18 protein-coding genes are annotated in these 21,033 nt (G+C 67.2%); 11 read left to right on the forward strand and 7 right to left on the reverse strand.

The window, feature by feature from the left end; genetic code table 11:
- Positions 1-15 precede the first annotated feature (15 nt).
- The 4 genes from hslV to H681_RS02060 form a co-directional block, all read right to left on the reverse strand.
- A complete protein-coding gene (hslV, locus tag H681_RS02045) occupies positions 16-552 on the reverse strand; it encodes an ATP-dependent protease subunit HslV (RefSeq protein ID WP_015475179.1) in 537 nt (178 codons plus the stop codon).
- 143 nt (positions 553-695) lie between these two features.
- The gene (locus H681_RS02050) at positions 696-1,490 is read right to left on the reverse strand and encodes an SPOR domain-containing protein (RefSeq protein WP_015475180.1); all 795 of its coding nucleotides are present in this window, start codon (positions 1,488-1,490) and stop codon (positions 696-698) included.
- 5 nt (positions 1,491-1,495) lie between these two features.
- Positions 1,496-3,235, reverse strand: coding sequence for an arginine--tRNA ligase (gene argS, locus H681_RS02055; RefSeq protein WP_015475181.1), 1,740 nt, complete (start codon positions 3,233-3,235; stop codon positions 1,496-1,498).
- Positions 3,236-3,438: 203 nt separating this feature from the next.
- Positions 3,439-5,658, reverse strand: coding sequence for a primosomal protein N' (locus H681_RS02060; protein WP_015475182.1), 2,220 nt, complete (start codon positions 5,656-5,658; stop codon positions 3,439-3,441).
- A 210-nt stretch (positions 5,659-5,868) separates the two neighbouring features.
- On the opposite strand from H681_RS02060, the gene rpmE reads away from it, so the two are divergent.
- The 8 genes from rpmE (at position 5,869) to H681_RS02100 (ending at position 13,651) form a co-directional block, all read left to right on the forward strand.
- Entirely contained in the window at positions 5,869-6,084 is a 216-nt protein-coding gene (rpmE, locus tag H681_RS02065; RefSeq protein ID WP_015475183.1) for a 50S ribosomal protein L31, read from the forward strand.
- A 25-nt stretch (positions 6,085-6,109) separates the two neighbouring features.
- Positions 6,110-6,913, forward strand: coding sequence for a thermonuclease family protein (locus tag H681_RS02070; protein ID WP_041711685.1), 804 nt, complete (start codon positions 6,110-6,112; stop codon positions 6,911-6,913).
- Positions 6,910-8,361, forward strand: coding sequence for a M48 family metalloprotease (locus H681_RS02075; RefSeq protein WP_015475185.1), 1,452 nt, complete (start codon positions 6,910-6,912; stop codon positions 8,359-8,361). The genes H681_RS02070 and H681_RS02075 overlap by 4 nt, the downstream gene beginning before the upstream one ends.
- Before the next feature lie 103 nt (positions 8,362-8,464).
- Positions 8,465-9,733: a malic enzyme-like NAD(P)-binding protein gene (locus tag H681_RS02080; RefSeq protein ID WP_015475186.1), complete on the forward strand. Its 1,269-nt coding sequence runs from the start codon at positions 8,465-8,467 to the stop codon at positions 9,731-9,733.
- A gap of 139 nt (positions 9,734-9,872) precedes the next feature.
- Positions 9,873-11,216, forward strand: a complete 1,344-nt coding sequence (locus H681_RS02085; RefSeq protein WP_015475187.1) for an NfeD family protein — start codon at positions 9,873-9,875, stop codon at positions 11,214-11,216.
- Positions 11,216-11,986, forward strand: coding sequence for a slipin family protein (locus H681_RS02090; RefSeq protein WP_041711687.1), 771 nt, complete (start codon positions 11,216-11,218; stop codon positions 11,984-11,986). The genes H681_RS02085 and H681_RS02090 overlap by 1 nt, the downstream gene beginning before the upstream one ends.
- Positions 11,987-12,075: 89 nt before the next feature.
- Positions 12,076-12,852: a phosphatase PAP2 family protein gene (locus H681_RS02095; protein WP_015475189.1), complete on the forward strand. Its 777-nt coding sequence runs from the start codon at positions 12,076-12,078 to the stop codon at positions 12,850-12,852.
- A 67-nt stretch (positions 12,853-12,919) separates the two neighbouring features.
- Positions 12,920-13,651 (forward strand): substrate-binding periplasmic protein, encoded by a 732-nt coding sequence (locus H681_RS02100; protein WP_015475190.1) that lies wholly within the window; start codon positions 12,920-12,922, stop codon positions 13,649-13,651.
- Positions 13,652-13,779: 128 nt separating this feature from the next.
- On the opposite strand, the gene yccS is transcribed toward H681_RS02100, so the two are convergent.
- Positions 13,780-15,975 carry a YccS family putative transporter gene (gene yccS / locus H681_RS02105; RefSeq protein WP_015475191.1) on the reverse strand — a complete coding sequence of 732 codons (2,196 nt, stop codon included), beginning with the start codon at positions 15,973-15,975 and terminating at the stop codon, positions 13,780-13,782.
- Between the two features lie 187 nt (positions 15,976-16,162).
- On the reverse strand, positions 16,163-17,539 hold the full coding sequence (gene dbpA, locus H681_RS02110) for an ATP-dependent RNA helicase DbpA (RefSeq protein WP_015475192.1): 1,377 nt from the start codon (positions 17,537-17,539) through the stop codon (positions 16,163-16,165).
- 319 nt (positions 17,540-17,858) lie between these two features.
- Between dbpA and H681_RS02115 the strand changes: the two genes are divergently transcribed.
- Both H681_RS02115 and rloA3 read left to right on the forward strand, forming a co-directional pair.
- Positions 17,859-18,071 carry a cold-shock protein gene (locus H681_RS02115; protein ID WP_015475193.1) on the forward strand — a complete coding sequence of 71 codons (213 nt, stop codon included), beginning with the start codon at positions 17,859-17,861 and terminating at the stop codon, positions 18,069-18,071.
- Between the two features lie 93 nt (positions 18,072-18,164).
- The gene (gene rloA3 / locus H681_RS02120) at positions 18,165-18,677 is read left to right on the forward strand and encodes a retropepsin-like aspartic peptidase RloA3 (protein ID WP_015475194.1); all 513 of its coding nucleotides are present in this window, start codon (positions 18,165-18,167) and stop codon (positions 18,675-18,677) included.
- Here the strand turns inward: rloA3 and mdtD are convergent, their stop codons facing one another.
- On the reverse strand, positions 18,678-20,114 hold the full coding sequence (mdtD, locus tag H681_RS02125) for a multidrug transporter subunit MdtD (protein ID WP_015475195.1): 1,437 nt from the start codon (positions 20,112-20,114) through the stop codon (positions 18,678-18,680).
- Positions 20,115-20,405: 291 nt separating this feature from the next.
- Between mdtD and H681_RS02130 the strand changes: the two genes are divergently transcribed.
- Complete coding sequence (locus tag H681_RS02130; protein WP_015475196.1) at positions 20,406-20,948, forward strand: DUF2780 domain-containing protein; 543 nt, start codon at positions 20,406-20,408, stop codon at positions 20,946-20,948.
- Positions 20,949-21,033 lie beyond the last annotated feature (85 nt).

Below are 21,033 nucleotides of genomic sequence, written 5' to 3' on the forward strand. Positions count from 1 at the left end.
CCGGAACGACAGCGCTTAGATGGCGCTGTCGAGCTCCTCAAGGGTCAGGTTCTGGTTGGTGAACACGCAGATGGAGCCGGCGATGTTCAGGGCGGTCTCGGCGATCTCGCGGGCGCTCATGTCGTCGCTGCCTTTCTGCAGCAGGGCCAGGGCCGCCGCCTGGGCGAAGCCGCCGCCAGAACCCATTGCGATCAGGCCATGCTCGGGTTCGACCACGTCGCCGTTGCCGGTGATGATCAGGGAGGCGTCCTTGTTGGCCACGGCGAGCATGGCTTCCAGTCGGCTCAGGGAACGGTCGGTGCGCCAGTCCTTGGCCAGTTCGACGGCGGCGCGCACCAGGTGGCCCTGGTGTTTCTCCAGTTGCTGCTCGAAGCGCTCGAAGAGGGTGAAGGCATCGGCGGTGGCGCCGGCGAAGCCGGCCAGCACTTCACCGTGGTACAGGCGGCGGACTTTCTTCGCGTTGCCTTTCATCACGGTGTTGCCCAGGGAAACCTGGCCGTCGCCGCCCATGACGACTTTGCCGTTACGGCGGACAGATACGATGGTGGTCAAGGGTCTTACTCCACACTGCGGGGCATTGTGCCCGAATGCAGAGTCAGATGGGGACGCGGGGGGCGGGGTTCAAGTCCTGCGCCGAACGGTGAGCGCGCTTTTCGCGCACCGCCCGTCGGCGCGGAGCCTGATGCCGCTGGGGCTCAGCGGGTCTGGCGCTGCTGTAACAGCAGATTGCTGAAGCCGTTGCCGGCCAACTGCTTCTGCGCGGCCGAGGCCTTGGTGCGGTCGCCATAGGGGCCGACCATCACCCGGTACCAGGTTTCGTCGCGCACAGTGCCCGATTCCACGCGGGCGTTCTGGCCCATCATGATGATCTGTGCGCGCAGGTGGTCGGCGTCGGACTGCTTGCGGAACGAGCCGGCCTGCAGGTAGTACTGGGTGGCGGCCACCGCCGGTGGTGGCGTGGGCTTGGCGGGGGTGGCCGGGGTCTGCGCCTGCTTCTGCGCCGTCGCGACCGGGTTGGCGGCGGCGGTCGACGGCTTGACCACCGCGGGCGGCGGCGGATTCTGTCCGCTCAGGGCGGCCAGGGCGCGCTGGGTGTCGATCTTCTCGGCTTCTTCCTTGGTCGCCACCACGGTCTGCGGCGGCTGCGCGGGTTGCGGCTTGGCCGGCGGCGGCACGGCTTCGGGCGGCACGGCGACTTCCGAGCCGGGCAGCAGGGTGTAGAAGTCGTACTTGGGCTTCACCCCGGTGGGTGCGGCCGGCTGTTGCTGCATGGTGCCGGAGGGCTTGTTGGAGCCGACCAGGGCCTTGGGCGCCTCCGGCTTCTCGCGTTTGACGTCGTTGCGACCCGGCTCCAGCTTCATCAGGAACATGATGAAGCCGCCGATGGCCAGGCCGGCGACCAGCCAGACCCAGCCGGGGACCGAACTCTTCTTGGCCGGGGCCTGGTAGCGGCTGGCGCCGCGCTTGGGAGCGGGTTTCTTCTTCGCCATGAGGCTTACATGCGCTCCAGGGTTTCCAGGCCCAGCAGCTCCAGGCCCTGCTTGAGGGTGCGGCCGGTCAGCGCGGCGAGGCGCAGGCGGCTTTCCTGTTGCGCCGGGTCTTCGGCGGTGAGGATCGGGCAGTGCTCGTAGAAGCTGGAGAACAGGCCGGCCAGCTCGTACAGGTAGGCGCAGAGGATGTGCGGCACACCCTTCACGGCGACGTTGTTGAGCAGGTCGGCGAATTGCGCCAGCTGCGCGGCCAGGGCGATTTCCTGGGGCTGCTGCAGATTGATCCTGCCGCCCACCTCGTCATAGCCCTTGCCCAGCTTGCGGAAGATGCTCGCCACGCGGGTGTATGCATACAGCAGGTACGGCGCGGTGTTGCCCTCGAAGCTCAGCATCAGGTCGAAGTTGAAGCTGTAGTCGCTGGTGCGGTGCTTGGACAGGTCGGCGTACTTCACCGCACCGATACCGACGGCGTGGGCGATCTGGCGCAGGTCCTGCTCGCTGAAGTCGGGGTTCTTGCCCTTCACCAGGGTATAGGCGCGCTCTTCGGCCTCGATCAGCAGGTCGATCAGCTTCACGGTGCCGCCGTCGCGGGTCTTGAACGGCTTGCCGTCGGCGCCGTTCATGGTGCCGAAGCCCATGTGCTCCAGGTCCATGCTGGCCGGGACGAAACCGGCGCGGCGGGCCACTTCGAACACCTGCTGGAAGTGCAGGGCCTGGCGCTGGTCGACGAAGTACAGCACGCGGTCGGCGTGCAGCACCTTGTGGCGGTAGCGCATGGCGGCGAGGTCGGTAGTGGCGTAGAGGTAGCCGCCGCCGGCCTTCTGCACGATCACCGGCAGCGGCTCGCCTTCGGCGTTCTTGAACTCGTCGAGGAACACGCACAGGGCACCGTCGCTCTCGACCAGCAGGCCCTTGGCGGTGAGGTCGGCCACCACCTGCGCGAGGTCGTCGTTGTAGGCGCTCTCGCCCTTCACGTCGGCCATGCTCAGCTTCACGCCCAGCAGGTCGTAGACCTTCTGGCAGTGCGACAGGGAGATGTCGTTGAAACGGGTCCACAGGGCCATGCACTTGGGATCGTTGGCCTGCAGCTTGACCACCAGCTCACGGGCGCGGTCGGCGAACTCGGGGGACTCGTCGAAGCGCTTCTTGGCGGCGCGGTAGAAGACTTCCAGGTCGTGCAGCTCGGCCTGGGCGTCCACCGGTTGTTCTTCCAGGTAGGCCAGCAGCATGCCGAACTGGGTGCCCCAGTCGCCCACGTGGTTCTGGCGGATCACGGTGTCGCCGAGGAACTCCAGCACGCGGCTGACGGCGTCGCCGATGATGGTCGAGCGCAGGTGGCCGACGTGCATCTCCTTCGCCAGGTTCGGCGAGGACAGGTCCACCACCACGCGCTGGGCCGCACCGGCCTTGCGTACGCCGATCTGGCCGTCGGCCAGGGCCTTGTCGAGGCTGGCGGCGAGCCAGGCCTGGTCCTGGAAGAAGTTCAGGAAGCCGGGGCCGGCGATCTCGACCTTGGCCACTTCCGGGCTCTGCGGCAGGGCGGCGACCAGCTGGGTGGCGAGGTCGCGCGGCTTCATGCCGGCCGGCTTGGCCAGCATCATGGCGATGTTGCTGGCGAAGTCACCGTGGGTTCGGTCCTTGGTGTTCTCCACCTGGATGTCGGACGTCAGGCCGGCCGGCAGCGTGCCGTCTTCGGTGAGGCTGACAAGGGCTTGCTGGATCAGGTGGCGAATCGTGTCTTTCATGGTTTTCTCCGTGCTCGCGTGCATCCGGCGCGCGCGACCGGTTATCGGGCTCAGAACCGCGCATTATCCGTGGCCGGGCATGGCTTGCCAACCGCGGAGCGCTCCTTGTTCAGTCTCGCCGCTGTGCCATCCGTCGCGGCTGATGGAAGTCAATGTAGGACGGATGCGCAAGCCCGGACGGTTTTATCCGTGCGGAGCATCTGTCAGAACAGGTCGATCGGGTCCACGTCCAGCGACCAGCGCACCTGGCGTCCGCTGGGCATGCTTTCGAGCGTCTGCAGCCAGGGCGTCAGCAGGCGGTGCAGTGGTGCGCGGGCGGTGCTCATCAGCAGCAGTTGCGCGCGGTAGCGGCCGGCGCGGCGCTCCATGGGCGCCGGCACCGGGCCGAGGAGTTCCACGTCGTGGCCGAGGGTCGCCTGTAGGCGTTCGGCCTCGGCGCAGGCTTCGTCGAGGAAGCCTTCGGCCTGCCCCGGCTTGTGCGCCTCGGCGCGCAGCAGGGCGAGGTGCGAGAAGGGCGGCAGGCCGGCGGAGCGGCGCTCGGTGAGGGCCTGGTCGGCGAAGGCGAAGTAGCCTTGCTCGGTGAGCTGTACCAGCAATGGGTGGTCGGCCAGGTGGGTCTGGATCAGCACACGTCCCGGTTCCTCGGCGCGTCCGGCGCGGCCGGCGACCTGGACGATCTGCTGGGCCATGCGCTCGCTGGCGCGGAAGTCAGCGGAGAACAGCCCGCCGTCGGCATCGAGGATCGCCACCAGGGTGACGCGCGGGAAATGGTGCCCCTTGGCGAGCATCTGCGTGCCGACCAGGATGCACGGCTCGCCTTTATTGATAGTGGCGAACAGGTCGCGCATGGCGTGCTTGCGCGAGGTGCTGTCGCGGTCGATGCGCAGCACCGGGTAGTCCGGGAAGAGGATGCGCAGGCGCTCTTCGGCGCGCTCGGTGCCGGCGCCGACCGGGCGCAGGTCCACGGTGCCGCATTTCGGGCAGTTGCGCGGCGGCCGCTCGCGGTGGTCGCAGTGGTGGCAGCGCAGTTCGCCGCTGCCCTGGTGCACGGTCATCCGCGCGTCGCAGCGCGGGCACTGGCTGATCCAGCCACAGTCGTGGCACAGCAGGGTCGGGGCGAAGCCGCGGCGGTTCAGATAGACCAGCACCTGTTGGCCGGCGGCCAGGGTTTCCTTGATCGAGCGTTGCAGCGGCATGGAGATGCCCGAATCCAGCGGCAGGCTCTTCACATCCAGGCGGTGGAACTTCGGCTGGTGCGCGCCGCCGGCGCGCTGGGTCAGGCGCAGCAGGCCGTAGCGGCCACTCTGGGCGTTGTGCAGGCTTTCCAGGGCGGGCGTGGCCGAGCCCAGCAGGATCGGCACGTTCTCCAGCCGTGCGCGTACCATCGCCAGGTCGCGGGCGTGGTAGCGCAGGCCCTCCTGCTGTTTATAGGAAGCGTCGTGTTCCTCGTCGATGATGATCAGCCCCGGATTCTTCAGCGGGGTGAACAGCGCCGAGCGGGTGCCGATGACGATGTCCGCCTCGCCGTCGCGGGCGGCCAGCCAGGCGTCAAGGCGCTCGCGGTCGGTCAGCGCGGAGTGCAGCAGGGCGATGCGCGCGTTGAAGCGGCGCTCGAAGCGGGAGAGGGTCTGCGGGCCGAGGTTGATCTCGGGAATCAGTACCAGCGCCTGCTTGCCGGCTTCCAGGGTCTCGCGGATCAGCTGCAGGTAGACCTCGGTCTTGCCGCTGCCGGTGACGCCAGCCAGGAGGAAGCTGTGGAAGCTGCCGAAGCCCGCGCGCACCGATTCGTAGGCGGCGCGCTGTTCGGCGTTCAGCGGCAGTTCCGCCTGCGCCAGCCACGGGCCGTGGTGCGGCGGCACGCTGTGCACGCGCACCTCCAGCGAAACCAGGCCCTTTTCCTGCAGCAGGTCGAGGCTGTCCTTGTTGATCTGCAACTGGCTGAGCAGGTCGTGGGCGACGCCGTGGGGATGCTGCTTGAGGATCTTCAGCGTCTCGCGCTGGCGCGGCGCGCGGGCCAGGCGCGGGTCTTCCTCGCGGGCGCCCGGTTCGGCGTGCCAGAAACGCTGCTGCCGCGCCTCGGCCGGGTCGCCCTGGCGCAGCAGGTTGGGCAGCGCCCAGGAGAAGGTGTCGCCCAGGCTGTGCTGGTAGTACTGCGACGTCCAGCGGCACAGCTCCAGCAGGTGCGTCGGCATCGGCGGCTCGCGGTCGAGCACGGCGAGGGCTGGGCGCAGCTTGTCCGCCGGCACCTCGGAGGTTTCCACCTTGTCCACCAGCACACCGACCATCTCGCGGCGGCCGAAGGGCACGCGCAGGCGCACGCCCGGTTGCAGGCGCGCCGCGTCGACCCCGCGCGGGGGCAGGTAATCGAACAGGCGGCGCAGCGGCGAGGGCAGGGCGAGGCGCAGGATGGACGGTGAAGGCACGCGGCGGATTCCGGAGCGGCGGGGAGCGGCGATCTTAGCACCCGGTGACCATCGGTCGAGGCTTGACTTGCGTGGAAAAACAGCTCTGGTATGATCCACGCCCTTAATTTGTGCGGTGCCCGGTAAAGATCCCGCCTGCGGTCCTCGATGATCGTGGCTCGGCTTCTGACAGAGACTGGGTGGCGGCACACCAACCAGAGAGAAGACATCATGAAACCGGAAATCCATCCCGCTTACGAAGACATCGAAGCTACCTGCAGCTGCGGCAACGTGATCAAGACCCGTTCGACCCTGTGCAAGAGCATCCACCTGGACGTCTGCTCCGAGTGCCACCCGTTCTACACCGGCAAGCAGAAAGTCGTCGACACCGGCGGCCGTATCGATCGCTTCAACCAGCGTTTCGCCATGTTCGGTGGCAAGAAGTAAGATCGATTTCCGGGAAAGGCCCTCGATGGTTTTTCACGGTATCCCGAAAAAGGCGTCCCTGGTGGGCGCCTTTTTTGTGGCCGTCTGCCTGGTCGCGGACGTGTCGGCCGCTGCCTGTCCGAAGCCCGGATCGCCCGAAACGGTGCGTGTGGCGCGGGTGGTGGATGGCGACACGCTGAAGCTGGCCGACGGCCGCAGTGTGCGCCTGATTGGCGTGAACGCCCCGGAGCTGGCCCATCGCGGCCGCCCGGAAGAGCCTTTCGCCGTCGCCGCGCAGCGCCGGTTGCAGGCTCTGGTAGCGGCCAATGACGGCGAGGTCGGCCTGGTTGCCGGCCGGCAGGGCAAGGACAAGTACGGCCGCACCCTGGCCCACGTCTACGATTCGCGCGGCAACAACCTGGAGTCCCGGCTGCTGGCCGAGGGCTTGGGCTACCTTGTAGCTATTGCTCCGAATACCGATCTCACCGCCTGCCAGCAAATGGCCGAGCGCGAGGCGCGCAATGCCGGGCAGGGACTGTGGAAGCGTTCGCCGGTTCAAACGGCGCAGCAACTTCACGAAAGCGGCTTTGCCGTGGTTCGCGGTCGGGTCGAACAGGTGCAACGTAATGGCGGCGGCCTGTGGATCGATCTCGACGGCCCGCTGGTGCTGCGCATCGCTCCGCGGCTGGTGAAGCGTTTCGGCGATGCAACCCTGCGTGAGCTGCGCGGTCGACACGTGGAAGCGCGTGGCTGGGTGATCGACCGGTCCGAGCGCGGTGCAATCAATCCTGGACAGGCACGCTGGATGCTGCCTTTGACCGACCCGGCGATGATGGAGGTATTGCCATGAGTGTGCGTTCGTTCGGAACCCTGGCCGTGCTGGCACTGCTCGGTGTCCTTGGCGGCTGCGCCACCAACCCGGCCACCGGCAAGTCTGACTTCGTGATGATGAGCGAGCAGAGCGAGCTGGACATGGGGCAGAAATACAGCCAGGAAATCCTCAAGCAATACCCGCGCTACGAGGATGAAAAGCTGCAGGCCTACGTGCAGCAGGTCGGCGAACGGGTCGCCCGCGCCGGCGACCGGCCCAACCTGCAATACCACTTCACCGTCATCGACACCCCGGACATCAACGCCTTCGCCCTGCCCGGCGGTTACGTCTACATCCATCGCGGCCTGATGGCCTACCTGGGCTCGGAAGCGGAGCTGGCCGCCGTGCTTGGCCACGAGGTCGGCCACGTCACTGCCCGTCACAGCGTGCGCCAGCAGAGCCAGTCCAGCGCCTGGAACATCCTCGGCCAGGCCGTGGCCATCGGCACCGGGGTTGGCGCCGCCGCCGACCTGACCAACGTGCTCGGCACCGCCTTCGTGCGCGGCTACGGCCGCGACATGGAGCTGGAAGCCGATGGCCTGGGCGCCAAGTACCTGGCCCGCGCCGGCTACGATCCGACCGCCATGATCCAGGTGGTGCGGGTGCTGAAGAACCAGGAAGACTTCGCCCGCGACGAGGCCAGGCGCAAGGGCCAGGCCACCCAACCGGTGGGCTACCACGGCCTGTTCGACACCCACCCGGACAACGATCAGCGCCTGAAACAGGTGATCGGTCCGGCCCAGGCCCTGGCCGGCAGCGGCCAGCGTGAAGTCGGCGCCGAGCGCTACCTGAAGGCCATCGACGGAATGCCCTTCGGCGACTCGGCCTCCAGTGGCGTGCGCCGCGGGCAGAGCTTCTACCACTCCGAGCTGGACTTCACCCTGACCTACCCGGCGGGCTGGGGCATTCTCAACCAGCCGACCGCCCTGGTGGGCTTCACCGCCGACCAGCAGGCCTATATCGGCATGAAGCTGGTGCAGCGCGATGGCCAACTGACCCCGGCGGAGTTCCTGCGCAAGGGCGCGGGCGGCCGCCTGGCGGGCGAGGAGAGTTTCAAGCAGGCCGGCCTGGACGTCGCCACCGGCGTAGTGCCCGGTTCGCCGGCGCGCCGCGTCGCGGTGATCTACCAGAAGGAGCGTGCCTACCTGTTCGTCGGTGCGGTCAAAGGCCGCGCGTCTTTGGAGACAGTGGACGACCAGTTCCTGCAGGTGATCCGCAGCTTCCGGCCGATGCGCGCCGATGAGAAAAAACTCGCACAACCGCGCAGGATCGACGTCGTTCAGGTCAAATCCGGGCAGACTGTCGAGGAGTTTGCGAAAGCGGGGCCGGGGCTGGAATCTGACGCGATAAATCGTATACGCTTATTGAATGACTTGTATCCAATTGGTCAGCCAAAATCTGGTGATTGGCTAAAGGTCGTACGCTAGAGGTCTTGACAGCAGGGGCTTGGGCTACCTTGGCAGGTGCGGGCTTTCTGCGTATGCTCGGACCCCCGTCTGTCCAACAAGCAACAAAAGCGGAAGTGCCCAAATGTCTGATCTCAAGACCGCTGCCCTCGAATATCACGCCCAACCCCGCCCCGGTAAACTGAGCGTCGAGCTGACCAAGCCGACCGCCACCGCCCGCGACCTGTCGCTGGCGTACAGCCCGGGTGTCGCCGAGCCGGTGCGCGAAATCGCGCGTGATCCGGAACTGGCCTTCAAGTACACCGGCAAGGGCAACCTGGTCGCGGTCATTTCCGACGGCACCGCCATTCTCGGCCTGGGCAACCTCGGCCCGCTGGCCTCCAAGCCGGTCATGGAAGGCAAGGGCGTGCTGTTCAAGCGCTTCGCCGGTGTCGACGTGTTCGACATCGAAGTCGACGCCGAAAGCCCGCAGGCCTTCATCGATACCGTCAAGCGCATCTCCATCACCTTCGGCGGCATCAACCTGGAAGACATCAAGTCGCCCGAGTGCTTCGAGATCGAGCGCGCGCTGATCGAACAGTGCGACATCCCGGTGTTCCACGATGACCAGCACGGTACCGCCATCGTCACCGCCGCCGGCATGCTCAACGCCCTGGAAATCGCCGGCAAGAAGCTGGAAACCGCGAAGATCGTCTGCCTGGGCGCCGGCGCCGCCGCCATCTCCTGCATGAAGCTGCTGGTGAGCATGGGCGCCAAGGTCGAGAACATCTACATGATCGACCGCCAGGGTGTGATCCATGCCGGCCGCAACGACCTGAACCAGTACAAGGCCGTGTTCGCCAGCGAGACCGACAAGCGCACCCTGTCCGACGCCCTGGAGGGCGCCGACGTGTTCGTCGGCCTGTCCGGCGCCAACCTGCTCAGCGCTGAAGACCTCGCCCGCATGGCGCCGAACCCGATCGTCTTCGCCTGCTCCAACCCGGACCCGGAAATTCAGCCGGAACTGGCCCACGCCACCCGCAATGACGTGATCATGGCCACCGGCCGTTCGGACTACCCGAACCAGGTGAACAACGTACTGGGCTTCCCCTTCATCTTCCGCGGTGCCCTGGACGTACGCGCCACCCGCATCAACGAAGAAATGAAGATCGCCGCCGCCCTGGCCCTGCGTGACCTGGCCAAGCAGCCGGTACCCAAGGACGTGTGCGACGCCTACGGCGTGAGCGCCCTGGAATTCGGCCGCGAGTACATCATTCCGAAGCCGATGGACAAGCGCCTGATCACCGTCGTTTCCGACGCGGTGGCCAAGGCCGCCATCGAGACCGGTGTGGCGACCCTGCCGTACCCGGCGCACTACCCGCTGCAGTCCGTGGAAGACGTCTTCAAGGGCTGATTCCCGCTGCATCTGGAAAACCCCGCTTCGGCGGGGTTTTTCGTTTCCGGCGGGAGGTCGGGCCGGGAAGCTATGCTTAGGGAAGGGCGTCGTTCATTCATTCGCCGCGACGCCCACCGGCTTCGGCCGGGGAGGCGCCATGTCGAGGCTGCTTCGCCTTTTCGCCTGTTTCCTGCTGCTTGGCGCGGGCGGGGTGCTGGCGGCTCCCACGGTGGTGGTGCTTGACCTGGACGGCGCCATCGGCCCGGCCAGTGCCGACTACGTGGTGCGCGGCATCAGCCGTGCCGCCGACGAGGGCGCGGCGCTGGTGGTCCTGCGCATGGACACCCCCGGCGGGCTGGACAGCGCCATGCGCAGCATCGTCAAGGCGATCCTGACGAGCCCGGTGCCGGTGGCGGGCTACGTCGCTCCCGGCGGCGCGCGCGCAGCCAGTGCCGGGACCTACATTCTCTACGCCTGCCACGTCGCCGCGATGGCGCCGGGCACCAACCTGGGCGCGGCGACGCCGATACGGATCGGCATGCCGGATGCGGAAAAGCCGCAGGACAAGTCCGCCGACAAGCCCGATACCGGGACGGACACGCTCGAGCGCAAGCAGATCAACGATGCCGCGGCCTACATCCGTGGCCTGGCGCAACTGCGCGGTCGCAACGCGGAGTGGGCCGAGCGCGCGGTGCGCGAGGCGGTCAGCCTGGCGGCGGACGAGGCGCTGAAGCAGAAGGTCGTGGATGTGGTGGCGCCGGACATTCCGATGCTGCTGACCATGATCGATGGCCGCAGTGTCAGCGTCGACGGTCGCGACGTGCGCCTGGAGGTGGCCGGTGCGGCGTTGCTTCAGCGCGAGCCGGACTGGCGGACCCGGTTGCTGGCGGTGATCACCGATCCCAGCGTGGCGCTGATCCTGATGATGATCGGCATCTACGGCCTGATCTTCGAACTGGCCAACCCCGGCATGGCGCTGCCCGGGGTGTTGGGAGCGATCTGCCTGCTGCTGGGGCTGTATGCGCTGCAGATGCTGCCGGTGAACTACGCCGGGGTGGCGCTGATCCTGCTGGGCCTGGGCTTCATGGTCGGCGAGGCCTTCATGCCCAGCTTCGGCGCGTTGGGGCTGGGCGGCATCGTCGCCTTCGTGGTCGGTTCGCTGATTCTGATCGACACCGATGCCCCGGGTTTCGGCATTCCGCTGGCGCTGGTGATCACGCTGGCGACGGTCAGTGCCCTGTTCATCGGCGGCATCCTCGGTGTGGCGCTCAAGGCCAGGCGGCGCGCGGTGGTCAGCGGGCCCGTGGGGCTGCTGGGCAGCCTGGCGACCATCCAGTGGGTGGCCGACGATGATCCCTGCGCCGGCTGGGTCGTGCTGCAGGGCGAGCAGTGGCAAGTCCACGCCAATCGCCCGCTGCACTGCGGCCAGCGGGTGCGGGTGATGGCGCGTAACGGCCTGAGCCTGGAGGTGGCGGCCAACGACGATTCAGGAGGTGTGTGATGGGCTTTCCCTTCGGACTCTTGGTGGCGCTGATCCTGCTGCTGTTCCTGGTGCTCAGCGCGTTGCGAATCCTGCGTGAGTACGAGCGCGGGGTGGTGTTCCAGCTCGGCCGCTTCTGGAAGGTGAAGGGGCCGGGGTTGGTGCTGGTGATCCCGGTGGTGCAGCAGATGGTCCGGGTCGACCTGCGTACCGTGGTACTCGACGTACCGCCGCAGGACGTGATCTCCCGCGACAACGTCTCGGTGAAGGTCAACGCGGTGGTGTACTTTCGCGTGCTCGATCCGCAGAGGGCGATCATCCAGGTGGAGAACTTCCTCGCCGCGACCAGCCAGTTGGCGCAGACCACCCTGCGCGCGGTGCTGGGCAAGCACGAGCTGGACGAGATGCTGGCCGAGCGCGAGCGGCTCAACATGGATATCCAGAAGGTCCTCGATGCGCAGACCGATGCCTGGGGCATCAAGGTGGCCAACGTCGAGATCAAGCACGTCGACCTCAACGAGTCGATGATCCGCGCCATCGCGCGCCAGGCCGAGGCGGAGCGGGAGCGGCGGGCCAAGGTCATCCATGCCGAGGGCGAGCTGCAGGCTTCCGAGAAGCTGATGCAGGCCGCCGAGATGCTCAGCCGCCAGTCCGGGGCCATGCAGTTGCGCTACATGCAGACGCTGGGCTCGATCGCCGGCGACAAGAACTCCACCATCGTCTTCCCCATGCCCATCGAACTGTTCCAGGGGTTGCTGGAGCCCGGCGGCAAGTCCGCCAAGCCTGACTGAAGACAAGGTCTGCCAGAGCATCAGCGTCTATAGTTGCGGGCTCATGCACTGACGCGTCCATTCCAGGACGAGATGGACGCCCTGGGGGAATGATGAACTCTACCCTGCTGACGGCCATGACCCTGGCCGTTACCGCTGGCCTGGTCGGTTGCGCGGGCACGCCTCAGATGAGCTGGTCGCGCGTGGGCGACTCCGCGCAGCGCGCGGTGGTCAGCCCGGACGTCTGGGCCCCGGTGGCCGGCGCGGCGGTGATCGCCGCCGGCAACTGGGACCACAAGTGGCAGCGCTCAGCGAGCGACCACGACTGGTTGTTCGGCGGCGATGCCAACCAGGCCGCCGACAGTATGCTCAACCTCGCCACCGGCCTGAGCGTGGTCAGCGCACTGGTCGCCGCGCCCAAGGAGGCGGATACCGAGGAGAAATGGAGCTGGCGCGGGCGCAACCTGGCGCTGCTGGCGGCGGACCGCTACGCCGTGACCGGATTCGTCGAGGAGGCCAAGGAGTGGTCCGGGCGCGAGCGGCCCGATGGGATTCCCGACGATTCCTTCCCGTCCAAGCACACCGCCGTCACCGCCGTGCACACCAGCTTCACCCGGCGCAACCTGGACTACATCGACATGGATCCGACCCTGCGCTACACCGCCAAGGCCGGGCTCTACACCCTCGACGGACTGACTGCGCTGGCGCGGGTCGAGGGCGACAAGCACTATCCCACGGACGTGCTGGTGGGCATGGCGGTGGGTAACTTCTTCGCCAATTTCACCTACAACCTGTTCCTCGAAGGGCCCGAGCGCGACCGTTACAACCTCACGGTGATCCCCGAGACCGGCGGCGGCATGAGCCTGCGCGCGGCTATGCTGTTCTGACCGGGTTGGCGCTCCAGCGGGGGCTGCGGCTAGTCTTGCCTGATTCTTTCCCCGAATGAGAGCGTCGATGCCGCTGCGCCTGCTGCTGTTGCTGTTGTGTCTCGTCAGTGCCGCGCCGCGCGCCGATGATGTGCTGCGCGTTGCCGCCGACCGCTGGCCGCCCTATGCGGACATCCGGCTACCCGACGGCGGCGTGGCGGTGCATCTGGTGCGCGCGGCCCTGCAGCGTGCCGGCTACGCCAGCGAGTACGTCGAGGTGCCCTGGCCGCGCGTGCTGCATGGCGTGCGCGGCGGCGAGTACGACCTGGTGGTGGATGCCTGGTACAGCCCGGAGCGGGAGGCATTCGGCGTCTTCTCCGAGTCCTACCTGAGCAACCGCGTGCGCCTGCTCAAGCGACGCGGCTCGCCGATCACCTTCGCCCACCTCGCCGACCTGTACCCTTACCGGATCGCCGTGGTGCGGGGCTACAGCTATTCCCCCGAGTTCGACAGCGACCCGAAATTGCGGCGGGTGCCGGTGCTCAGCTTCGCCAACGCCGCGCTGATGTTGCAGGCGGGGCGGGTGGACCTGACGCTGGAGGACGAGATCACCGCTCGCCACCAGTTCGCCGGGGAACTGGCGGCGGTCAGGGGCGAGCTGGAGTTCCTGCCGGTACCGCTGGCGGAAAAGGGGCTGCACATCCTGGTCAGCCTGCGCAATCCGAAGCACGCGCAGATCGTCGCGGCGTTCAACGAGGCCATTCGCGCGATGCGGGCGGATGGCAGTTATGACGCGTTGATGCGGGAGCATGGGTTGTAACGGACAGTCGGGCTGGGGCTTGCCGGGATGGCTTTTCGTAGGAGCGAGCTTGCTCGCGAATGATCTCTCCCGGCGGCAGCGGTGCCGTGCGGTTCGCGAGCAAGCTCGCTCCTACAGAGAAGGAGTGCTCAGGCCGTCTCGGTCTGCTCCGTACCGATCTCCTTCTTCAGCAGATGCGCCGCCAAGGTGCGCAGCGGCGTGAGCTGGCGGCAGATCAGCGCCAGCTGGGTCTGTACCAGGCGGTGCGCGTCGTCCTGCTCTTCGGGGAGTTCTTCCAGGCGCCGGGCCAGGGCGTCTTCCTCGTCGCTGTAGATCGCCACCGGGCGCCGTTCGGTGAGGCGCGTGGCGATGTCGTCGAGGCTGGCGGTGAGGCGCTCGGCGGCTTCGCCGATCAGCGTGTCGCTCGGCGCCGTGGGCAGGCGATCGCGGTGCGCGCCGAGGGCGGAGAGGTAGCTGAGCAGGGTGTGGGACAGCACCAGGAAGCGGAAGCCGATCTCCGCGTCCTTCCGGAAGTGGCCGGGCTCCAGCAGCATGTTCGACAACGTGGTCGAGAGCGTCGCGTCGGCGTTGTGCGCGTTGCGCCGGGCGGTGCGGTAGGCGAGGTCGTCGCGCTTGCCGTTGGCGTACTGCTGCATGATCTCGCGCAGGTAACGGCTGTTGCAGGCCAGGGTGCCGCCGACCAGGCGGTGCAGGCTGCGCCCGTGCCAGTCGGGCAGCACCAGGAACACCGCGACGCCGGCGATCAGTGCGCCGAGCAGGGTGTCGAACAGGCGCGGCAGGATCAGCCCGTAGCCGTCGCCCACCTGGTTGAAGCAGAACAGCACCAGCAGGGTGATCGCCGCCGTCGCCAGGGTGTAGCGGGTGCTGCGGGTGGCGAAGAAGGCGACCCCGGCGACCACCGCCAGCAGCGACTGGATCAGCGGGTTGGGGAACAGGTCGATCAGCGCCCAGCCGGCCACCAGTCCGACCAGCGTGCCGAGGATCCGCTGCACCAGGCGGATGCGCGTGGCGCCGTAGTTCGGCTGGCAGACGAACACCGTGGTGAGCATGATCCAGTAGCCCTGGGTCGGGTGGATCAGGTGCAGCATGCCGTAGCCGGCGGCCAGCGCCAGCGACAGGCGCAGGGCGTGGCGGAACAGCAGCGAGGTCGGCGAAACCTGCAGGCGGAGACGTTCGAGCGCGTCCTTGAAGGAGCGCGGCGAGCGGTCGAGCAGGGTGCTGTCCTGCTCGTCGTCGAGCATGTCGGGGTTGCTCGCGCCGCTGAGCTTGCGGTCCAGCGTGGTGAGGTTGGCCGCCAGCGCGCCTAGGGAGCGCAGCAGTCCGCGCCAGGCCGGCTTGCCCTGCTGGCGCAGGTAGTCCAGCGAGGCGTTGAGGTCGGCCAGGGCCAGCTCGCTGTCGTTGTAGTCGAACGGCTGGCGCAGCTGGATCGCTTTCGCCAGCGCCTTGCACGCCTTGCCCTGCTGGTTGAGCAGGCGCTGGCAGCGGAACAGCACGTCGCTGTGGAAGAAGGTTTCGGCTAGCTGGTTGTATGGATAGTGTGAGGAACTGGCGCGCTCGTGGACGTCCTGGGCGATGAAGTAGAGCTTCAGGTAGCGGCTGATCTTCGGGCCGGGCCTGCCGTGGGACAGGCGCGCGAGGATGGTTTCCTTGGCCTGGTTGAGCGCCACCACCACCCGTCCGTTCTGCCGTGCCAGGGCCAGGCGCTGGGCCTCGACGTCGAGATGGCGCAGCGGCTCCAGCAGGGTCGACTTGATCTTCAGGTACTCGCCCAGTTCGAGGAACAGCCGGGCCAGGCTCTGCTGCACCGGCTGGTTGGCGAACAGCGCGTTCCACAGTACCGAAAGCAGGCCGTACCAGAGTGCGCCGGCCACCAGCAACAGTGGTTCGCGCCAGAAGTCGCTGGGTGTGCCGCCGCGCTGGTCCACGCCGATCATGGTGTAGATCGACAGGATCAGCGTGGCCGAGGCGATGGCCGCGTAGCGCTCGCCCAGTGCGCCGAGCAGGGTCATGGCAAAGGTCGAGAGCGCAAGGCCTGCGACGAAGACGAGCGGGTAGGGGAACAGCAGCTCCACCGCCAGCGCGGCGATGCTGAAGCACGCCAGGGTCACCAGCAGTGCCTGCAGGCGGCCGAGCCAATGGTCGTCGGTTTCCGCCAGGGCGCTGGCGATGACGCCGAGGAACAGCGGGATCACCAGCTCAGGCCGGCCTTGCAGCCAGCACGCCAGCATGGCTCCGCTGAGGGCGACGAACACCCGCAGGCTGTAGGCGAACTTGTCCAGCGCCCAGAGGCGCCGCAGGGACTGGAACAGTGGGGAGGACGGCATGCGAGTCGGAGGCTTCCGGGTGTCTGCCGCCCAGACTAGCGGAACGCTCCGGGTGCGGCTATCGCGAGCGCGACAGGGTGTGGCACGGATGCTCTTCGTAGGAGCGAGCTTGCTCGCGAACAGTGTTCGCCGGCTGCTGCGCTGCCATGCGGTTCGCGAGCAAGCTCGCTCCTACAGAAAAGCTGTGTCAGAGGATGCGCGCCTTGAACGAGCGGCCCTTGATCCTGCCTTCGTTGAAGTGCTTCAGCGCCTGCTTGGCGCAGTCGCGCTCCACGGCGACGAAGGCCTGGAAGTCGAAGATGGCGATCTTGCCGACCTGGGTGCCCTTGAGCCCGGCGTCGCCGGTCAGCGCGCCGAGGATGTCGCCGGGGCGCAGCTTGTCCTTGCGCCCGCCGGCAATCGCCAGGGTGGTCATCGGCGGCAGCAGCGGGGCGTCGTTGGCCTTGAGGAAGTCGATGCGCTCCCAGTTCAGCGGCGCGCCCTGCAGGTCTTCGATGGCCTGGGCGCGGCTGGCTTCGGCGGGGGTGACCAGCGACAGCGCCAGGCCCTTCTCGCCGGCGCGGCCGCTACGGCCGATGCGGTGCACGTGGACCTGCGCATCGCGCGACAGTTCGACGTTGATCACCGCTTCCAGCGCGGCGATGTCCAGCCCGCGCGCGGCCACGTCGGTGGCCACCAGCACGCTGCAACTGCGGTTGGCGAACAGGGTCAGCACCTGGTCGCGCTCGCGCTGCTCCAGGTCGCCGTGCAGGGCCAGGGCGGAAATCTTGCGGGCGTTGAGTTGCTCCACCACTTCCATGCACTGCTGGCGGGTATGACAGAAGGCGACGCAGGATTGCGGGCGGAAATGCTGAAGCAGGCGTACGACCGCATCGAAGCGTTGCTTCGGATCGATCTCATAGAAGTGCTGTTCGATCTGGCTGTCGTCGTGCAGCGCTTCCACTTCCACGCGCTCGGGATTCTTCAGGAACTTCGCCGCCAACTGGCCGATGCCTTCGGGGTAGGTGGCGGAGAACAGCAGGGTCTGCCGGCGCGCGGGCAGTTGGCCGATGATGTCGGCGATGCTGTCGTAGAAGCCCATGTCGAGCATGCGGTCGGCTTCGTCGAGCACCAGGGTGTTCAGGCCGTCGAGTTTCAGGGTGCCGCGGCGCAGGTGCTCCTGCACCCGGCCCGGGGTGCCGACCACCACGTGGGCGCCGTGCTCCAGCGAGCCGATCTGCGGGCCGAAGGGCACGCCGCCGCAGAGGGTCAGCACCTTGATGTTGTCGGCGGCGCGGGCCAGGCGGCGGATCTCCTTGGTCACCTGGTCGGCCAACTCGCGGGTCGGGCACAGCACCAGCGCCTGGCAGCCGAAGTAGCGCGGATTGAGCGGGCTGAGCAGGCCGATGCCGAAGGCGGCGGTCTTGCCGCTGCCGGTCTTGGCCTGGGCGATCAGGTCGCGGCCCTTGAGGATCGCAGGCAGGGCGGCAGCCTGGATCGGAGTCATCTCGCGGTAGCCGAGGGAGTCGAGGTTTGCCAGCAGGTCGGCCGACAGGGAAAGGCTGGAAAATGCGGAGGTGGTCACGAAAGAGGCCCGGTGAATCCATTGGTCGCGCAGTGTAGCAGGCGAGCGCCCTCCGGCGGGCTGTGATGCCGACGGTACAAGGCTTTGCGCCCACTCGTCAGAAATCCCGCGACTGGCTATCTATGGTTTTTTATACAGATTCGCTTTCCGTAGGTTTTTGTCGTAGAGTGCCTGAACTGTGTTTGCATGGGTCGCCGTCGATCGTGACCTGATGCGGTCGGTTATTCCACCCCGTCCTGCTCGACTCCTTGTAACTCCTTGCAACTCAGTTCCTGGCCACTCGTGGCTAATTTTCAAAATATGTTCCAAGGAGAACACCATGTCGAATCGTCAGAACGGCACCGTCAAGTGGTTCAACGAGACCAAAGGCTACGGCTTCATTACCCCGGAAAGCGGCCCGGACGTTTTCGTTCACTTCCGCGCCATCGAAGGTAACGGCTTCAAGACCCTGGCCGAAGGCCAGAAGGTCAGCTTCGAAGTCGTGCAGGGCCAGAAAGGCATGCAGGCCGAGCGCGTTCAGGTGATCAACTAAGATCCCCTGGCGTCAGCCAGAAGAACCCCGGGTGGAAACATCCGGGGTTTTTTATTGCCTAATGCGTCGTCATCCCTTCCGGAGCTCCCATCCATGCCGTCGCCCGTCCTTCGCCTGCTGGCCCTCGGTCTGTTCGCCTTCACCGGCACCTGCGTGGCCGGCGAGCCCGCTCAGCCCAGCACCTGGGGTTGGGTCGAGACGCTCAAGCTGATGCCCGAGGATGCCGCGCTCAAGGCCAAGCTGGATACCGGGGCGCAGACGTCCTCGATGGACGCACGCAACATCACCCGGATCAAGAAGAACGGCGAGCGCTGGGTGCAGTACGACGTGATGGTCACCGACTCCACTACCGGCAAGGAACTGCGCCTGCCCTTCGAGCGGCGGGTCGAGCGCGTGCTGAAGTTCAAGACCGCCAGCGGCATCGAGCGCAGCCCGGTGGTGCTGATGGATGTGTGCCTGGGCAACAAGGTCTACCGCGAGCAGTTTTCCCTGCGCGACCGGCAGACCCTGGACTACCCGGTGTTGCTCGGTCGCCGCAGCCTGGAGCACCTGGGCAGCGTGGACGCCTCGAAGACCCAGACCCTGGCGCCCACCTGCAAGCCCTGATCAGTGTTCGTTGACGTTGTTTTCCGGGTCGACCCGGCGCGGAGTCGTGCGGCCGTCGTCGGAGTTGAGCTGGAAGAAGATCGCCGCCGCCAGCATCGATAGCAGGCCAACGCTGAAGTAGGTCGCGTGGAAGGCCGACAGCACGTCGCCCTGCGCGCTTTCCTGATCGCCGTTGAAGCCGCCCAGCAGCGCCGCCGCGCAGGCGATGCCCATGCCGATGGACAACTGCATCACCACCGACAGCAGGCTGTTGCCGGCGCTGGCGTTGTCGTCGCGCAGGTCGATCAGCGAGAGGGTGTTCATCGCAGTGAACTGCAGCGAGTTGATCCCGCCCAGCACCGCCAGCTGCGCCAGCAGCAGCGCGTAGGGTGTGTTCTGGTCGACCAGCCCCAGACTGGCGATCAGCGCGCCCAGCAGCAGGGTGTTGCCCACCAGCAGCCTGCGGTAGCCGAACAGCTCCAGCAACGGCTTGGCCAGCGACTTGATGACCATCGCCGCCAGGGCCATCGGAATCATCGTCATGCCGGCCTTGGAGGGCGAGAAGCCCAGGCCGACCTGCAGCAGCAGCGGCGTGAGGAAGGGCAGGGAGCCGCTGCCCAGGCGCGCGAACAGGTTGCCCAGCACGCCCACGGCGAAGGTGCGGGTGGTGAACAGTGCCGGTGGGAACAGCGGCGCCTCGATGCGCAGCGCGCGCAGCCAGTAGGCCGCCAGCAGCACCAGGCCGCCCACCAGCAGCAGGACCACGCGCACGTGGGGCATGCGCAGCTCGCCCAGGCCTTCCAGGGCGATGGTGATCAGCACCATAGAGCCGCCGAACAGCAGGAATCCGATCGTGTCGAAGCGCGTCGCCCGTACGCCGCGCAGGTCCGGCATCAAGCGCAGGGCGACGAGAAAGCCGATCAGCCCCACCGGCAGGTTGATCAGGAAGATCCAGTGCCAGCTGGCGTACTCCACCAGCCAGCCTCCCATCGTCGGGCCGGTCAGTGGGCCGAGCAGGCCGGGGATGGTGACGAAGCTGAGGATCCGCACCAGCTCGCTGCGCGGGTAGACCCGCAGGATTACCAGGCGTCCCACCGGCATCATCAGCGCGCCGCCGACGCCCTGCACCACCCGGGCGGCCACCAGGGTGCCGAGGGTGGGGGAGAGCGCGCAGAGCAGCGAGCCGAGGCTGAACAGGAAGATCGCGAAGAGGAACACCCGGCGCGTACCGAAACGGTCGGAAATCCACCCGGAGGAGGGGATCAGCAGCGCCACCGTGAGCAGGTAGGCGATCACCACGCCCTGCATGCGCAGCGGATCTTCGTTGAGCGAGTGGGCCATGCTCGGTAGCGCGGTGTTGAGGATGGTGCCGTCCAGGGCCTGCATGAAGAAGGCGATGGCCACCAGCCAGGGCAGCAGGCGGGCCACGCGGGGCGTCAGGGTGAAGGGTTCGCTCATGATCGATCCATCGGTCAGGGATGGCTCTAGCTTAGGGAATCCTGGCGCAAGTTGGGAAATTCGCGCCGTCGTGACCTGGCCGGATGTTTCGGTGCCGGGACCGGCTGCCCATCGCAGGTTCAGGTTCCGCAGTTCGGAACACCTGTGCTAGACCTTTATCGGCCCCTTTCTTCCGCCGTTGTGATCGAGTGCCGCGTTCCGCCGCGGGTGTCGGACATGGCGGAACGATGTCACTGCCGACCGGTCGATATGGCGTCCGGTCGCTTGCCGGAATTTCCAGAGGAGACAGCGATGTCCGTCAAACCCCGAGTCACCCTCGCCCTGGCCACCGTGCTGGCGGCGTCTTCCGCATTTGCCTTCAACCTCGGTGACGCCGCCAAGGCGGTGTCCGGCGCTACCGGCGGCAGCACCGCGCAGGTCGCCACCACGCCACAGGCCAGCGGCCTGCTCAGCGCCCTGACCGGCCAGCTCGGGGTCAGCGACGAACAGGCCCTGGGCGGTACCGGCGCGCTGCTGGGACTGGCCAAGAACAAACTCAGTGGCGGCGACTACTCGCAATTGCTGCAGGCCGTCCCCGGCCTCGACAAGCTGTCGGGCAGCAGTGCGCTGGGCGGCCTGGGCGGTCAGCTCGGCGACCTCGGCGGCAGCGCGTCCAGCGGCCTGCTGGGCAACGTCAGCAACCTGGGCGATGTGAACAAGGCCTTCGGTGCGCTGGGCATGGATCAGAGCATGAGCGGCAAGTTCGCCGGCGTGCTGCTGGACTATTTCGGCAAGCAGGGCGTGAACAGCCAACTGCTGAGCAGCCTGAGCGGGCTCTGGGGCGCAGGCGCCTGAGTTAACGGGCCGCCGGCCGGTGCGGAACCGCTGGCGGCCCGCCGGGTCGAATCGGCGACCCGGTCCCTGTTCGGGGCCGGGCATC

Origin of the sequence: Pseudomonas sp. ATCC 13867 (assembly GCF_000349845.1) — a bacterium.
Lineage (GTDB): Bacteria > Pseudomonadota > Gammaproteobacteria > Pseudomonadales > Pseudomonadaceae > Pseudomonas.

What these genes read in the sequence shown, in the direction of transcription:
- H681_RS02100 (WP_015475190.1), top strand. Translation starts at nt 12,920, where the DNA reads ATGCCGCTGCGCCTGCTGCTGTTGCTGTTGTGTCTCGTCAGTGCCGCG.
- rpmE (WP_015475183.1), top strand. Translation starts at nt 5,869, where the DNA reads ATGAAACCGGAAATCCATCCCGCTTACGAAGACATCGAAGCTACCTGC.
- H681_RS02095 (WP_015475189.1), top strand. Translation starts at nt 12,076, where the DNA reads ATGATGAACTCTACCCTGCTGACGGCCATGACCCTGGCCGTTACCGCT.
- yccS (WP_015475191.1), bottom strand. Translation starts at nt 15,975, where the DNA reads ATGCCGTCCTCCCCACTGTTCCAGTCCCTGCGGCGCCTCTGGGCGCTG.
- argS (WP_015475181.1), bottom strand. Translation starts at nt 3,235, where the DNA reads ATGAAAGACACGATTCGCCACCTGATCCAGCAAGCCCTTGTCAGCCTC.
- H681_RS02085 (WP_015475187.1), top strand. Translation starts at nt 9,873, where the DNA reads ATGTCGAGGCTGCTTCGCCTTTTCGCCTGTTTCCTGCTGCTTGGCGCG.
- H681_RS02075 (WP_015475185.1), top strand. Translation starts at nt 6,910, where the DNA reads ATGAGTGTGCGTTCGTTCGGAACCCTGGCCGTGCTGGCACTGCTCGGT.
- rloA3 (WP_015475194.1), top strand. Translation starts at nt 18,165, where the DNA reads ATGCCGTCGCCCGTCCTTCGCCTGCTGGCCCTCGGTCTGTTCGCCTTC.
- mdtD (WP_015475195.1), bottom strand. Translation starts at nt 20,114, where the DNA reads ATGAGCGAACCCTTCACCCTGACGCCCCGCGTGGCCCGCCTGCTGCCC.
- H681_RS02050 (WP_015475180.1), bottom strand. Translation starts at nt 1,490, where the DNA reads ATGGCGAAGAAGAAACCCGCTCCCAAGCGCGGCGCCAGCCGCTACCAG.
- H681_RS02080 (WP_015475186.1), top strand. Translation starts at nt 8,465, where the DNA reads ATGTCTGATCTCAAGACCGCTGCCCTCGAATATCACGCCCAACCCCGC.
- H681_RS02070 (WP_041711685.1), top strand. Translation starts at nt 6,110, where the DNA reads ATGGTTTTTCACGGTATCCCGAAAAAGGCGTCCCTGGTGGGCGCCTTT.
- H681_RS02090 (WP_041711687.1), top strand. Translation starts at nt 11,216, where the DNA reads ATGGGCTTTCCCTTCGGACTCTTGGTGGCGCTGATCCTGCTGCTGTTC.
- H681_RS02115 (WP_015475193.1), top strand. Translation starts at nt 17,859, where the DNA reads ATGTCGAATCGTCAGAACGGCACCGTCAAGTGGTTCAACGAGACCAAA.
- H681_RS02130 (WP_015475196.1), top strand. Translation starts at nt 20,406, where the DNA reads ATGTCCGTCAAACCCCGAGTCACCCTCGCCCTGGCCACCGTGCTGGCG.